Consider the following 12,632-nt stretch of genomic DNA (forward strand, 5'->3'; position numbering starts at 1 on the left):
CTTAAGTGCCATTTTGAATCGCTATCCGCTAAAAGAAATTCCAGCAGCGATCGCGACGATCAACACTCGGACGCGAGTACAATTCATTTCCAATATCTTTGCCCGCAGAATTCTCGACACGATTCAAAGGAGAATGGCAATGTACACTGGCAACGCGCATGCAACAACGCGCAGAGAGCAGAAACTCTCACCAGAAGACGCAATCGTCGTCATCTTGAGTGACGACGATACTATTTCCTCGGCGTTGAACGCAAACATCTGCTTACAGGGTTGGCGGCCGCACCTTTATAAATCCAGAACGGAATTTCTGACATGCCCCGAGGCGGATGTTCTCGGTTGCGTTGTTCTTGATGCGAGACTCCCCGATCTGACCGCGTCTGATCTGACACATCTGATATGTTCGCATGCAATCCGTTGCCCGGTGATCGTCCTCACCGGCCATGGCGGGCAAGCGATGACCGTGAACGCAACGAAATTTCATGTCAGCTTCATACCCCAGCCCTTCGACTTAAACGCTCTGATGGAGAAGATCCACGCGGCCATTCAGGCCACGATGGAGATAGGTCGCCTGGAGGGAAACTACCGGACGCTCACGCCGCGGGAACGAGAAGTCATGAAGTTCGTGGCAGAAGGGCTCCTAAACAAGCAGGTGGCGTTCAAACTGAAGATTAGCGAGATCACCGTGAAGGCTCATCGCGGTCAGGTCATGAGGAAGATGAACGCCCGAACGTTGCCGCATCTGGTGAATATGGCAGCGAAGCTCGATATCGGTGTGGGATCCCTGCATTAGTTTGCGGTCTGACAGATAGCCGGGATGCCGGGGAGCGCCCGACATCCTATCGGCAGCAAGCACGAGAAGGGATCGGAACAGAAATAATTCCGCCTCACTTCGGGGCGGCGGGGCTGCCTGTGACGAAGTCCACGAAGACCCCTGGCTTGACCATGCCAGCCAACTCTTCGGCATCCCAGTTCGTCAGCCGCACACAGCCATGCGATCCCACCTTATCGATGAGCTTCGGCTCCGGTGTTCCATGTATCCCATAAGTCGGCTCGGTCAGGTCGATCCAGACCGTGCCGACCGGACCATTTGGTCCCTTTGGAATTGTCAGGACCTTGTCGTTCTTTCCCTGCTTGAAGTTGCGCTTCGGGTCATATCTGTAGACCGGCATCCGGGCCACGCCCTTGACCTTGTGCTTGCCTGACGGCGCCGGATTGTCTTCGCTTCCGATCGTTGCAGGATAGACTGCAAGCAGCGATCCATCCGCGGCATAGGCGAGAACCTGTCCCGTCTTCCTGTCAGCCTCGATCCTCTTGACCTTTCCTTGCCTTGGAGGGCCGGGTTCCACGACCCACACCGTATCGCCAGGAGCAAACTGCGAAGCTGGGTTAAGCGCATGCACGAGATCGATCCCCATGTGGAACCGCTCGGATAACTTCTCGGCAACGCTCGTATATCCCAAGCTCTGCATCTTTGCCTTCTCGCCATAATCTTCGGGGATCTTATCAACGAGATCCGCGGCATCATCCGCCGAGACCACATGGCTTTCAACGATCGGGGCAACGATCGGGGCATTGCCTTCCAGGCGGGAGACGACTTCCGGATCCAGCCTCCCATCGACAGGCAGATTGTTCATTGCCTCGAAGCCGGCCACGGCCTTGTTGACGTTCTCCCCGTAGTGGCCATCGATCACGCCGGGAGACGAGCCCGCACGGTCGAGCAGGACCTGAAGGCGGACGATCGCCGGGTCTGGATCTCCCGGCGCAGGCTTCTCAGTCCCAATGGAGGCGATCGACGCCGTGTTGATTTCTTCAGGCCGGAATTCCCGCGCGGAGGCGCCGCCAACGGAAAGGGCCAGAGCGAGCAGCGACATCGGCAGGGCTGTTTTCATGGACGACAAATGGCCAAAGCGGGAACTTGTTCCACTGCGCGAGAGCGGCTGGAGAATTTCGGCGCCAGCTACGTCTTCAGCGGATCCGCCGGCTTCCGTTCACGATGATTTCAATGTCCAAGCTCAGCAAATTCAGTACAACCGCCATTTGATCCGAAGGAGCTGGTGAATGCCGCGCGAGAGCGTCAATGACCTCATGGCCTTTCTGGCGGTCGCCCGAGAGAAGAGTTTTACGCGGGCGGCGGCAAAGCTGGGCGTATCTCAATCGGCGCTCAGCCATATTGTCCGCCAGCTCGAGACGCGGCTCGGAATCCGGCTGCTGACCCGTACCACGCGAGCCGTTTCGCTCACCGACGCTGGAGAACGATTGTTCCAAGGCGTGGGGCCTCACTTCGATGAGATCGAGGCGCAACTCGAAACCCTCACCGAGTTCAGGGAAAAGCCAGCCGGGAACATCCGCATCACAGCATCAGACCACGCAATAAGGTGGATCATCTGGCCGAAGCTCCAACGTTTCCTACCGAACAACCCTGACATCAAGGTGGAGCTGATCCGCGAAAACGGGCTGTCCGACATCGTGACGGAGCGCTTCGACGGGGGCGTCCGGATGGGCGAGCAGGTGGCGAAAGACATGATCTCGACTCGCATCGGACCTGATTTCCGTTTTGCCGTCGTCGGCGCACCCTCATATTTCGATGGCAAAGAGATTCCCGAGCATCCACAGGACCTTGTCCGCCACAACTGCATCAATGAGCGCCTGCCCACCTATGGGGGCTTCTGGGCATGGGAGTTCGAAGACAACGGGAAAGAGATTAAAATCCGGGTCGAGGGACAGCTTGCCTTCAACAACTCCTATCAAGGCGTGGAAGGGGCTCTGGAAGGGCTTGGATTGGCTTACATACCGGAAGACGTTGCTCTTCCCTATATCGCGGAAGGCCGTCTGAGACGCGTCCTGGAAACCTTTTCGCCATACTGGGATGGCTACCATCTCTACTATGCCAGCAGAAGGCAGTCCTCTCCAGCTTTCGTGGCGTTGGTGGACGCGCTGCGCCACCGAGCCTGACGATCGGAATCCGGCATAGTCATCCTCTTTTCTACGGCAAGCAGCGGTCACGGCGTCTTCGCGTATCTCCTGGCCTCACGCGATCTTGCCGTGCGACGGGCCGGCCTCAGTTCTTCGATCGTCGGCAGCCACCACTCGGCGTTCTCAACCGGCAGCGTTTTCGCGGGCCAGGTGCGGACGAGTTCTTCAAGTGTGGGCACCCGCCAATATCCCCAGACGTGATCCTCAGTTACACCGGGATAGAAGTCCACAACGACGTCCGGGTCGACCAGTTCGCTTGAGATGTCGGTAAAGACGACGATTCCATAGATCGTGGCCACCGGACGCCCGATCGGCGGCAAGTCGTCGCTCTGAAGCGCGTAACGATGACGCTTTCGTTCCGCAGAGCGGAGCTTGTTGCGCAGATCCAGTTCGGTCCCCTTCCGCTCCTCGGCGCGACGTCGTCTCTCTTCCGGCTCGTTTCTGCGAGCCGCCGCCTCGATATCTGGCCATCTGCGTCGGAGTTCCTCATAGGACCGGAAGGGAACGTGCCATATCCTGAGATCGCCGTCCCAGCGTGAGAATGGCACCTCGTGCAATTCGTCGACGACGGTTTTCGAATATGGCGTGCGGATTCGAAAGCCTGCCTTGCCGAGTTCAAGATATGGACTGTCGATGGGATCGAAGGCGAAGGCGTCGCGTCCCTTCGCATCCGCATGGGCGTCGGCTTCGGCCTCGATCTCGGCAAGCCATCGCCCGATGCGACGGGACGCCGTCCGTCCGGGAACGAACCAGGCCTTGCGGGCATCGCTCCAGCGGGCACGGGGGAAGCGTCTTCGGAATTGCTCGACGGTCATCCTGTCGTAGGGGAAAGAAATGTCCGCGCCGGGCTTCGAACCGTCTTCACCGGGCGGCGTCGCATCCTGATCGGCGGAGGATTTCGTTTCGGTCATGGAAGGAAACGCTGACGCGCAGCGATCGGTTTCCGCTGAGGCGCTCATTTGGCTGCCCACTGGCGACCTTCTCAGTGAATTGTCTTCGAGGGGTTCTCCGCATGCGAAATGCCATCGAGCGTCGCGATAAGCTTTTCGAACTCGTTCAAGACACGATTGAACTCAGCGTCCTGCATGTTGATGATTTCGGATATCGTCGAGGACACGGACGCGATGAGCCTGTCGATCCAAACACAGCGCTCGGCGGGCACATTTGCGAAAACCTCCCGCCGATGCGTCTTCAGCTCGCGCAGGATGCGAACGACAAGGGCTCCCCGGTCCGCTCGGCTCAAGAGCGGAAGCCTCGTCTGCGCCTGCTGGATTTCCGTTATTAGCGTCGTTGCCATCCCCGATCTCCAAGCTCTGAATGCAACCAGGTATCACAACCGTAGCGTTTGCAACACGGACTTTAGTCCGTGGCCAGGTCGTGCAATTGGGGACGTAGCGTGCGACCACATCAGTAGCTTGTCGCAACGAGATGCGACACGTCGCAGCTGCGGCGCGGTCCTTCCCATGGTTGATACGTATTGTCTTCCGGTCGATACGACTTGTAGCGAGCGGCGCACCAGGCTGCCGCCTGTGCATTCACTTTCGTGCCGACGCCCTCATCGGCCTCGGCGACGATCCGTTGAAACGGCGAAATGCACTCGCGAGTCTCGCCGCCATAGGATCGATAGCTGTTGGTCGCGGGATCAAAGGAGCGGTAGCGGTCCGCACACCAAGCAAGATGCTCGGCCGAGACTCTTGGTTGTGGCGTCTGAACTTTGGTCGACGGGCGACCAGAATCCGGTGTCGCCTTTGACGTCGCGAGCGTCGGCGCTTCGGTCACATAGCTGGAGTAGAGAGGCGGAATTCGTTCATAGTGCTGCTGCCGAAGATCGACTTTCACGGGCGTCGTGGTCCAGAGATCGCGCGATGCAAGGTCATTGAAGGTATGAGACTTCGAATCCGCCACCACGTGGGAGGCGACAGATGCAGCCGCCACGCAAGCCCCGACCGAGCTTAAGATGCCAAAGGCAAGGGATGCGATGGCTTTCATTGCCCCGACTCCTGCTGGTAAGCCTGTGGAACCCAGACGCGGCCGGCAGTGCTGCTACCTCGGCCGCCAGTGGCGACAAGCACGGCGAGAATGCCGGCGATTGCCAGCAGGATGACGATCAGCGGCAAAGCCAGACCACCGGATTTCTCTTCGGAATAGATCATGTTCCTCTCCCCTGTCCCGACGGCGCCGAGCCGTCGGGGCGCCGGCTAGAGCCTTCAGCACGGCGAGTGTCTTGGTCTTCAGTAACAATCTCTCTGCTTTTTCGGCCGCACGACGCTGTCGTCCGTCGTGCGGCGGTTCTCTGGTTTTAACGGTGATATTGGGGGGCAAGACGCGGCAGAGACCGCGTAGGATCAGGTCACTTGATAACCTGGATCACCTTGCGGGACGACGGCTCGACGATGACACGTTCATCATTGACCACCGCGTAAGCATAGGTCGGGTCATCCGGAACAGGCGTCACGACGACCGTCTCCGGCAGGGGCTGGCCGACGACAACCTTCTCCTTCACGACCACGCGCGCCGATGGTGCCGGAGCCTCGCGGACATAGGTGACGACCTTTTGCGGCGGCGGATCGATCGCCGTGCCAACGACTGCGCCGGCAACGCCGCCGACAGCAGCACCAACGGGGCCGCCGACAATCGCACCGGTCACAGCTCCGCCGGCTGCACCATTGACCGTCGAGGACTGGGCGAATGCGACGCCCGACATGAGGGTCGCGGCAGTTGCCGCACCGACGACAAGCTTGGAGATCATTTTCTACTCCTTCTCTTTTGAGGCGGCCTTCGTGACCGCTGCCAAACCAACTAGCTGGAGACGGGGTCGTTCCACGGCCCGGACCTCAGTCCGACAGACCCCGGCCTTTGGTCCCTAAAACCATGTTAATGTCCGTTGCCGGCGCTAGTTCACGATCAAAAGGCCCGGCACACACGGCCATAGGCAGGGAGACTGAAGGAGATGGCACGATCCAACCGTCGGGAAGCTGGACGCCGGCGCTTGGCGATGCGTTTACCGCATATGCGGAAGCTGATCATGGCAGCGTGCGACCCGTTGCAGCTTGAACTCTTCGAAGCCTACCAGATGGCAGTCGAAGCGCGCGATACTGTCCGAGGGCAGCCGTTCAATTCGAACCTGGTGCGGGAATACGACGAGACCTGCTTCGAGATCGAACAACACGTCATCCGCGCAATGCAGGAACCTTCCTTCGCGCAGCGCACTCGCTAAGTCTGCAAGCTGGTACATCTTGGCGGACAAAGCTTTTGGACATTCGATCCAGAGGAATCACGTGATTGCCACGACAGCCTACGCTAAAGGGCGCTATCAAACGCGACCGACGACGACGAACGCGCTCATGCCGCCGCACGGACGAACCCCGTGGCGTGATTCCAATTGCTCAGTCACGGCATCGACTACTTCTGAGATGCGCGCCGGCGCCCGCCTTTCGATCTCTTCCCTGAGCGGAGTGCCCTGGCAGAAGGCCACTGCGATGTCATGGGCGGCTGCAACGGAGGTCAACTCGATCCGATCGCAAGAAACTGCGTCGAATCCGGCCGAAGACACCTGTGCCTTGATCAAGGGTATATCAAAGTAGGAATATGGCAGGCGCCTGAGAAAATCCGGTGGATCGAACGGAAAAAGGTTTGCCAGACATTCGTCCACAGATCTTGCGAAGTCATTGGCCGAGAGTGAGTCCCACGTCGAAAACAAAAAGCGACCTCCGCTCCGCAACACTCTTGCAGCCTCGCTATAGGCCTTCGGCTTATCCGGAAAGAACATCACGCCGAATTGGCAGACGACGAGGTCGAACATCGAAGGCGCGAACGGCAGATTTTGCGCATCGGCGTGCATCCAGTGGGTCCGCGACAGCGTCAGCGACGGTGCGCCGACGTCGATCATCGCCTGGCTGAGGTCGGTGGCAACTAGTTCTGTTTCATGATCGAGTGTCGCCCGCAGAGCGCGTGTCAATGCGCCGGTCCCCGCAGCGACCTCGAGAACGCTGCCCGGCTTCAATCGCTCGGCGACGATGGCCATCTCCGAAGCATAGGGCTCGAAGAGGATCGGCACGAGAAGGCTGTCGTAAAATTCGGCGACGCCTTCCTCGAAGGGCGCGAGAGAAGAGGCCGATGCGGCGCGGACGCCGCTTTCGATATCCATGGAAATAGTCACTCACAAGCCTCCAAACCTGGGTTCGTCGGCCAGGAAATATGCCTGAATCTGCTGACGTCTACAGGGGTCAGACCTTGGTCCCAACCTTCTCCGACCGAAGTCCCCGGAGTGGAACGCGCGTCGCACTCCCGCCGTTTCGAAGGAGATTGAAGGAGATCCGAACATGCACCAGAGTCATAGATCCCGAGTGAATGACGCTTGCAACGCGTCCGTCTTCGCACTTGTTATCGTTCTGGCCGCCCTTCTCTACGTCTTCGGCGCAGCAATGTCCGGCGATACCGTCGGGTTAACCCAAAGCATAAGAGGCGCCGAGGTGTTCGATACCAGGAATGTGCCCTGATCCTGTTTGGAAATCGCTAAAGACGCGGTAGGTTATTCGGGCAGTCTCTTACGGTATCAAAAAATGAATTGGCTTCGCCGCTGGAATGCCCGCTCACTCGCCTCCCAGTTCTTTATCGCGGGTGGGCTCATTTCGATTGCTGCCATGTTCGTGGTGGGCTTGTTTGTAAGCCATCTCATAGACGAGACCGTCATCCACAATTCGGGCGCGGCGACGGCGCTTTATGTGGACAGCGTGATCGCGCCGCTGCTTCCCGATATGCAAACAGAGTCGCTGCTGGACGACGCGAGCACTCAGGCTCTGGACGAGACACTCGGGCAGGGTGCGCTTGGCAAGCGGCTTGTTTCGTTCAAGCTGTGGCGGAGCGACGGCACCATCCTCTATTCGAACGAGAAGGAGCTGGTGGGCAGGAAGTTTGCGGTCAACGACAAGCTGCAGAGAGCATTCGCAGGGTCTCTTGTCGCCCGCTACGAAATCGCCAGCGATCCGGAAAGCGACAAGGAGCGCGCGCTCGGCAAGCCGCTCATGGAGATCTATAACCCGGTGCTCCAGCCATGGTCCGGCCAGGCGGTCGCCGTCCTTGAGTTCTACGAGACAGCGGAAGGATTGGGCGATAGTCTGGCGCATGCCAGGCTCCGGAGTTGGGGCGCCGTCGCCGCCCTCACGGCGACTTTTTTCCTTGTTCTCTCCGTTCTGGTGTTCCGGGGTAGCCGCACGATCGAGGCGCAGCGCAGGGACCTCAAAGAACGGGTCACCGAACTGTCTGCGCTGCTGGCGGAAAACCGTGGGCTCCAGCGACGCCTGCAGCGCGCCTCCCAGCGTGCGGCAGCGCTGAACGAAACATATCTGCGCAGCATCGGCGCCGATCTTCACGACGGTCCGGCCCAGCACATTGCCTACGCCTCACTGCGACTGGACAGCGACCTGTTGATCAATGCGTCCACCCAGCCCGAAGCGCGCGAGAAGGAACTTGCCTGGATACGTTCGAGCCTGGCCGAAGCGATGACGGAGATCCGCAATATCTGCAGAGGACTGGTGCTGCCGCAGATCGAGAAGTCCTCGATCACGGAGATCGTCACGCGGGTTGTCGAAGCGCATCAGCACAAGACCGAAAGCCATGTCGAAACGATCGTCGACGAGGATGGACCGGATCTTGCCCCGGCCGTGAAGATCTGTATCTATCGCTTCATTCAAGAGGCGTTGAATAACGCTTACCGCCACGGCGGCGGCGTTCAGCAGGCCGTAAAGGCTGTCTCGCGCGACGGCCATGTTCGTATCGAGGTCAGCGATCACGGCGACGGCTTCGATCCGACCGAGGTGAGGCCAACGAGCCTCGGCCTCGTGGGGTTGCGGGAGCGGATCGACAGCCTGGGAGGATCTTTCGACATCAAGACAGGCGAAGAAGGAACGACCGTGACCATGATCTTCGAGCCAATGGAAGTGGGAGAGTAGGATGACAGCAATCACCATCGGCGTTGTGGACGATCATCCGCTTTTTCGCGAGGGCGTCACGCGCAGCCTATCGGAGATGAGCGACTTCGTCGTCGTCGGTGAAGGCGCCAGCAGCGACGACGCCGCCATGATCGCTGCGGACAATCGCCCCGACATCATGCTCCTCGATGTCTCGATGCCCGGCGGCGGACTGTCTGCGATCGAAGACGTCCTGGCGCGTAGCCCCGCAACAAAAGTGCTGATGTTGACGGTATCCGAGGAGGTGGACACTTTACTGGGAGCTCTGCAACGGGGCGCGATGGGTTATGTTCTAAAAGGCGTAGGTTCGCGTGGCCTCGCCGAAGCAATCCAAACCGTCCTGCGTGGCTCACGATATATCTCGCCGACCATGTCGGCGAAAGTCATGGAAAATTCCTTGAATGGCGGAACCTCCGACAAAAACAGTCTGACGCCACGGGAACGCGAGGTGATGGATCTTGTCGCTCAAGGCCTGTCAAACAAACATATCGGTCTGCGTCTCGACCTGCAGGAAAAGACCGTGAAGCACCATATGACCCAGATTCTGAGCAAGCTCGGCGCTTCGAATAGGACTGAAGCGGCTCTACAATGGCGCGAACGGCGCTGAAAGAGTTTATTGTCCCACTACCACTTCAACGAAGAAAGCGGCTCAGCCTGCGGGCATCGTTAGCCGTCGCCAGCCGATTTATGATCGTCCGACCCTTCGAGTCCTTCATAATGTAGCGACCGCGCTGCAGGACTTCAGTGATACCATTTGAATGACGGACGTCGATCGAGCCATCGGACGCTGCTGTCGCTTTCGTTCCAGATCCTACCGACGATCCTGTGCTCGAGGAAGAAGACCCTCCGCCGCCGGAGGAATTCCCACCGGAGGAATTCCCGGATCCGCTGCTGCCGTTGCCGCCACCGTTGCCATTCCCTCCCCCGTTGCCATTGCCATTACCGCCGCCGTTGCCATTCCCTCCACCATTCCCATTTCCTCCACCATTCCCGTTATTGCCGTCCTTTGCCTCCGCAAAGTCCACCGCCAGAACAGGAAGGGAACTGTCGAAATTCAAACTGGCTGGCAATGCGGCAGCGATGAGGGCGACGGCCGCGCCGCCGCCCAATCTCAGAAAATCGCGTTTCCGGATACTCATACCGCAGCCTCGTTCGTCCGTTCCGCTTACCATGCAATACGACCTACGAGACTTTTCGCTGTTCCGAGTAAAGAATGCAACCGACCTAGGTAGTAGGCGCGGCAAGACTTTGGTCCGCCCCACGCAAATTGCAATGCTTTTCATCGGAAAAACGTCGCATGGTGGCACCTCAAGCGCACTTCTGCGAGAGGCTGTTCGTGCATCGCTGCTAAGCGCGGAAGCATTCTATGGAACTTCTCCGCTTTTCGCCGCTTTGTTTGTTCAAGGTGCAACAGAGGAAACTTCCATGGCAGATCCAAACGAATCCCCAGCAGTCCAGTCCATGCGAAAAGAACAGGCAGAGCAGCGGAAGCAGGCGCGAAAAGGCGAACTCGACAAAGCAATCGAGGATACTTTTCCTGCGTCCGACCCCGTGTCTGCCACTCACACTTCTATTCCGGCCGGCCGCAGCGACGTCGAGGCGGCTGAACGTGTCAAGCGGGAGCCGGATCCCACTAGGCTTGACGAGCAATATCCGTTTGTCGATCAAGCTCTACGCTCGACCGGCGACACCGTCCGCTCCTCGGAAGCCTCCGATGTCGATCGCCAAGGAATGCGATCTCTTCAGAGAGAAGCAAGCCGCGTGGCCGAGTCCGCATCTGAACTGGCATCCGGATCGGCTCGCTTGGCAAAGGCGGAAGCCCGTACGTTCGTCCATGATCTCGAGGATCGCATACGCCGGCAGCCACTGACAGCCGTCGCGATCGTTGCCGGCCTCGCCTTCGTCTTCGGTGCGACGCGTTGAGGAGCCAGTTATGGCAGCGCGATGGACTGGCGGCTGTCTTTGCGGATCCTGCCGGTACGAAGTTGACAGTGATCCGCCGCATTCGGGGTACTGCCACTGCAACATGTGTAAGAAAGCGACCGGAGGCCCTTTCGCGGTTCTGGTCCAGGCCAGGATCGACGATCTTGCCTGGACGGCTGGCACTCCCACCTCATACCGATCGTCGCCGATCGCGACTCGCGGCTTCTGCGGCAAATGCGGGACGCCGCTCTATCTTCAATATGACGGCGACGAACTGATCCGCGTAACGGTCGGCTCGCTCGATCACCCCGAGAGGATCCGGCCGGCCGGGCATTATGGTGTGGAGAGCCGCCTTCATTGGGCCGATTGCGGTCGCGGGCTTCCGGAGGAAGAGACACAAGAGCGTTTCTAGGGCGCCAAGCCGCTGACAGTGCCTCGACTTTCGGGAGCCTCATGAAAATCGCAACCTACAACGTCAACGGGATCAATGGCCGGCTCGACATTCTGCTACGCTGGCTCAGGGAGGACGCGCCCGATGTGGTCTGCCTCCAGGAACTGAAGACAGACGATGCCAGGTTTCCGCGAACGGAGATCGAGCGGGCCGGCTACGGCGCGATCTGGCACGGACAGAGATCCTGGAACGGGGTGGCCATCCTGGCGAAGGGCAAGACACCGATCCTGACGCGTCGCGGTCTTCCGGGCGATCCCGATGATAACCATAGCCGGTATATCGAAGCAGCCGTCGACGGCATCCTGGTCGGATGCCTATACCTTCCGAACGGCAATCCGTTTCCGGGAGCAAAGTTCGATTACAAGCTGCGCTGGTTCCGCCGTCTGCAGGATTACGCCGCCGAACTCCTCGAACTCGAGGTGCCGTCGATCCTGGCCGGCGACTTCAACGTCATGCCGACGGAGATCGACGTATACAAGCCGGAACGCTGGCTGGACGACGCCCTCTTCAGACCGGAAGTGCGCGACGCCTATGCTCATCTCGTCGCTCAGGGCTGGACCGATGCCCTTAGGCATCTGCATCCGGGAGAGCGTATCTACACCTTCTGGAAATACTGGCGGAACAGCTTCGAACGTGATGCAGGGCTTCGGATCGACCACTTCCTGCTCAGTCCGGCAGTCGCCCCGTTGCTTCGATCGGCAACTGTGAGGAGAAAGCCGCGCAGCTGGGAGCATACGAGCGACCACGCGCCCGTCATGATAGAGCTCAACGTTTCCGAAGCTGGAGCAGATATGTAAGCTGCGATGCCGATCTCAGAGGAACCACGGAACCTGGAATGTCGGTCGGAGTTAGCTGGTAAAGGAGACTGTCCAATGCCTACAAATTCCATTCCCAATTCCGCAAAGCTTCCGCCGAAGTCACTGAATGAGGACACCCAGGACGACGAACTGCCCGAGACCAATGTCGATGACCAGCGCAAGCCGCCAATCAGCATGGGCAACAGCCGCGAGGCGGGCGACGGCGTCACCGATACCAACCCGGGAACAGGCCGCGCCGACCGGAAGGACCGCATCCCTGCCCCGCAATTCTTCAATCGCAAGTGACTCCCATGAACGAGAGCAAGAATTACCTGAACACCGACGAGATCCAGGCCGACGACCAGTTGTCGCCGAAGCCGGTCGAGGGAAAGGACCCGCCGCGGCACGTGCGCAAAAGCGAGGAAGCCGTCGCCGAAGGTTCCGACGACACCGAACGTATCCGGGTTCCGCCGCCGGTGCCGAATCCCGATTGATCAACACACCCCGCGAAGGTGATGC

General features: G+C 59.3%; 18 protein-coding genes. 10 read left to right on the forward strand and 8 right to left on the reverse strand.

The genetic code is table 11. From position 1 onward, the window contains the following. Positions 1-139 precede the first annotated feature (139 nt). Positions 140-790, forward strand: coding sequence for a response regulator transcription factor (locus ACS4RR_RS16450; protein WP_260110671.1), 651 nt, complete (start codon positions 140-142; stop codon positions 788-790). Positions 791-884: 94 nt separating this feature from the next. Here the strand turns inward: ACS4RR_RS16450 and ACS4RR_RS16455 are convergent, their stop codons facing one another. Beyond that, positions 885-1,898 (reverse strand): L,D-transpeptidase family protein, encoded by a 1,014-nt coding sequence (locus ACS4RR_RS16455; RefSeq protein ID WP_162118393.1) that lies wholly within the window; start codon positions 1,896-1,898, stop codon positions 885-887. Positions 1,899-2,058: 160 nt separating this feature from the next. On the opposite strand from ACS4RR_RS16455, the gene ACS4RR_RS16460 reads away from it, so the two are divergent. Beyond that, the gene (locus ACS4RR_RS16460; protein ID WP_170262697.1) at positions 2,059-2,952 is read left to right on the forward strand and encodes a LysR family transcriptional regulator; all 894 of its coding nucleotides are present in this window, start codon (positions 2,059-2,061) and stop codon (positions 2,950-2,952) included. Positions 2,953-2,999: 47 nt separating this feature from the next. On the opposite strand, the gene ACS4RR_RS16465 is transcribed toward ACS4RR_RS16460, so the two are convergent. The 5 genes from ACS4RR_RS16465 to ACS4RR_RS16485 form a co-directional block, all read right to left on the reverse strand. Continuing rightward, positions 3,000-3,884, reverse strand: a complete 885-nt coding sequence (locus ACS4RR_RS16465) for a hypothetical protein (protein ID WP_260110670.1) — start codon at positions 3,882-3,884, stop codon at positions 3,000-3,002. 71 nt (positions 3,885-3,955) lie between these two features. Next, the gene (locus ACS4RR_RS16470; RefSeq protein ID WP_017963954.1) at positions 3,956-4,270 is read right to left on the reverse strand and encodes a hypothetical protein; all 315 of its coding nucleotides are present in this window, start codon (positions 4,268-4,270) and stop codon (positions 3,956-3,958) included. Positions 4,271-4,380: 110 nt separating this feature from the next. After that, positions 4,381-4,962 (reverse strand): BA14K family protein, encoded by a 582-nt coding sequence (locus tag ACS4RR_RS16475; RefSeq protein WP_260110669.1) that lies wholly within the window; start codon positions 4,960-4,962, stop codon positions 4,381-4,383. After that, positions 4,959-5,126, reverse strand: a complete 168-nt coding sequence (locus ACS4RR_RS16480; protein WP_170280486.1) for a hypothetical protein — start codon at positions 5,124-5,126, stop codon at positions 4,959-4,961. The genes ACS4RR_RS16475 and ACS4RR_RS16480 overlap by 4 nt, the downstream gene beginning before the upstream one ends. Before the next feature lie 197 nt (positions 5,127-5,323). Continuing rightward, positions 5,324-5,722: a DUF1236 domain-containing protein gene (locus ACS4RR_RS16485; RefSeq protein ID WP_162118389.1), complete on the reverse strand. Its 399-nt coding sequence runs from the start codon at positions 5,720-5,722 to the stop codon at positions 5,324-5,326. Positions 5,723-5,923: 201 nt separating this feature from the next. On the opposite strand from ACS4RR_RS16485, the gene ACS4RR_RS16490 reads away from it, so the two are divergent. Continuing rightward, on the forward strand, positions 5,924-6,190 hold the full coding sequence (locus tag ACS4RR_RS16490; protein WP_017963950.1) for a hypothetical protein: 267 nt from the start codon (positions 5,924-5,926) through the stop codon (positions 6,188-6,190). A gap of 96 nt (positions 6,191-6,286) precedes the next feature. Here ACS4RR_RS16490 and ACS4RR_RS16495 read toward each other — a convergent pair whose 3' ends face one another. Next, positions 6,287-7,120: a class I SAM-dependent methyltransferase gene (locus ACS4RR_RS16495; RefSeq protein WP_170280624.1), complete on the reverse strand. Its 834-nt coding sequence runs from the start codon at positions 7,118-7,120 to the stop codon at positions 6,287-6,289. A gap of 415 nt (positions 7,121-7,535) precedes the next feature. On the opposite strand from ACS4RR_RS16495, the gene ACS4RR_RS16500 reads away from it, so the two are divergent. Together ACS4RR_RS16500 and ACS4RR_RS16505 are read left to right on the forward strand one after the other, a co-directional pair. Next, the gene (locus tag ACS4RR_RS16500) at positions 7,536-8,924 is read left to right on the forward strand and encodes a sensor histidine kinase (RefSeq protein WP_017963947.1); all 1,389 of its coding nucleotides are present in this window, start codon (positions 7,536-7,538) and stop codon (positions 8,922-8,924) included. Between the two features lies 1 nt (position 8,925). Next, entirely contained in the window at positions 8,926-9,549 is a 624-nt protein-coding gene (locus tag ACS4RR_RS16505; protein ID WP_017963946.1) for a response regulator, read from the forward strand. Between the two features lie 25 nt (positions 9,550-9,574). Here the strand turns inward: ACS4RR_RS16505 and ACS4RR_RS16510 are convergent, their stop codons facing one another. Next, positions 9,575-10,081 (reverse strand): hypothetical protein, encoded by a 507-nt coding sequence (locus ACS4RR_RS16510; RefSeq protein ID WP_222383749.1) that lies wholly within the window; start codon positions 10,079-10,081, stop codon positions 9,575-9,577. A gap of 286 nt (positions 10,082-10,367) precedes the next feature. Between ACS4RR_RS16510 and ACS4RR_RS16515 the strand changes: the two genes are divergently transcribed. The 5 genes from ACS4RR_RS16515 to ACS4RR_RS16535 all read left to right on the forward strand — a co-directional run bounded on the left by ACS4RR_RS16515 (position 10,368) and on the right by ACS4RR_RS16535 (position 12,607). Next, complete coding sequence (locus tag ACS4RR_RS16515) at positions 10,368-10,865, forward strand: hypothetical protein (protein ID WP_017963944.1); 498 nt, start codon at positions 10,368-10,370, stop codon at positions 10,863-10,865. Positions 10,866-10,875: 10 nt separating this feature from the next. Then, positions 10,876-11,277, forward strand: coding sequence for a GFA family protein (locus tag ACS4RR_RS16520; protein WP_222383748.1), 402 nt, complete (start codon positions 10,876-10,878; stop codon positions 11,275-11,277). Positions 11,278-11,318: 41 nt separating this feature from the next. Further along, on the forward strand, positions 11,319-12,113 hold the full coding sequence (xth, locus tag ACS4RR_RS16525; protein ID WP_222383747.1) for an exodeoxyribonuclease III: 795 nt from the start codon (positions 11,319-11,321) through the stop codon (positions 12,111-12,113). 75 nt (positions 12,114-12,188) lie between these two features. Then, entirely contained in the window at positions 12,189-12,419 is a 231-nt protein-coding gene (locus tag ACS4RR_RS16530; protein ID WP_170258117.1) for a hypothetical protein, read from the forward strand. A gap of 5 nt (positions 12,420-12,424) precedes the next feature. Next, positions 12,425-12,607, forward strand: a complete 183-nt coding sequence (locus ACS4RR_RS16535) for a hypothetical protein (protein WP_017963940.1) — start codon at positions 12,425-12,427, stop codon at positions 12,605-12,607. The last annotated feature ends 25 nt before the right edge of the window (positions 12,608-12,632 follow it).

This window comes from Rhizobium zaerense, from assembly GCF_051810725.1.
Taxonomy (GTDB): domain Bacteria; phylum Pseudomonadota; class Alphaproteobacteria; order Rhizobiales; family Rhizobiaceae; genus Rhizobium; species Rhizobium leguminosarum_I.

What these genes read in the sequence shown, in the direction of transcription:
- ACS4RR_RS16450 (WP_260110671.1), top strand. Translation starts at nt 140, where the DNA reads ATGTACACTGGCAACGCGCATGCAACAACGCGCAGAGAGCAGAAACTC.
- ACS4RR_RS16460 (WP_170262697.1), top strand. Translation starts at nt 2,059, where the DNA reads ATGCCGCGCGAGAGCGTCAATGACCTCATGGCCTTTCTGGCGGTCGCC.
- ACS4RR_RS16465 (WP_260110670.1), bottom strand. Translation starts at nt 3,884, where the DNA reads ATGACCGAAACGAAATCCTCCGCCGATCAGGATGCGACGCCGCCCGGT.
- ACS4RR_RS16470 (WP_017963954.1), bottom strand. Translation starts at nt 4,270, where the DNA reads ATGGCAACGACGCTAATAACGGAAATCCAGCAGGCGCAGACGAGGCTT.
- ACS4RR_RS16475 (WP_260110669.1), bottom strand. Translation starts at nt 4,962, where the DNA reads ATGAAAGCCATCGCATCCCTTGCCTTTGGCATCTTAAGCTCGGTCGGG.
- ACS4RR_RS16480 (WP_170280486.1), bottom strand. Translation starts at nt 5,126, where the DNA reads ATGATCTATTCCGAAGAGAAATCCGGTGGTCTGGCTTTGCCGCTGATC.
- ACS4RR_RS16485 (WP_162118389.1), bottom strand. Translation starts at nt 5,722, where the DNA reads ATGATCTCCAAGCTTGTCGTCGGTGCGGCAACTGCCGCGACCCTCATG.
- ACS4RR_RS16490 (WP_017963950.1), top strand. Translation starts at nt 5,924, where the DNA reads ATGGCACGATCCAACCGTCGGGAAGCTGGACGCCGGCGCTTGGCGATG.
- ACS4RR_RS16495 (WP_170280624.1), bottom strand. Translation starts at nt 7,120, where the DNA reads ATGGATATCGAAAGCGGCGTCCGCGCCGCATCGGCCTCTTCTCTCGCG.
- ACS4RR_RS16500 (WP_017963947.1), top strand. Translation starts at nt 7,536, where the DNA reads ATGAATTGGCTTCGCCGCTGGAATGCCCGCTCACTCGCCTCCCAGTTC.
- ACS4RR_RS16505 (WP_017963946.1), top strand. Translation starts at nt 8,926, where the DNA reads ATGACAGCAATCACCATCGGCGTTGTGGACGATCATCCGCTTTTTCGC.
- ACS4RR_RS16510 (WP_222383749.1), bottom strand. Translation starts at nt 10,081, where the DNA reads ATGAGTATCCGGAAACGCGATTTTCTGAGATTGGGCGGCGGCGCGGCC.
- ACS4RR_RS16515 (WP_017963944.1), top strand. Translation starts at nt 10,368, where the DNA reads ATGGCAGATCCAAACGAATCCCCAGCAGTCCAGTCCATGCGAAAAGAA.
- ACS4RR_RS16520 (WP_222383748.1), top strand. Translation starts at nt 10,876, where the DNA reads ATGGCAGCGCGATGGACTGGCGGCTGTCTTTGCGGATCCTGCCGGTAC.
- xth (WP_222383747.1), top strand. Translation starts at nt 11,319, where the DNA reads ATGAAAATCGCAACCTACAACGTCAACGGGATCAATGGCCGGCTCGAC.
- ACS4RR_RS16530 (WP_170258117.1), top strand. Translation starts at nt 12,189, where the DNA reads ATGCCTACAAATTCCATTCCCAATTCCGCAAAGCTTCCGCCGAAGTCA.
- ACS4RR_RS16535 (WP_017963940.1), top strand. Translation starts at nt 12,425, where the DNA reads ATGAACGAGAGCAAGAATTACCTGAACACCGACGAGATCCAGGCCGAC.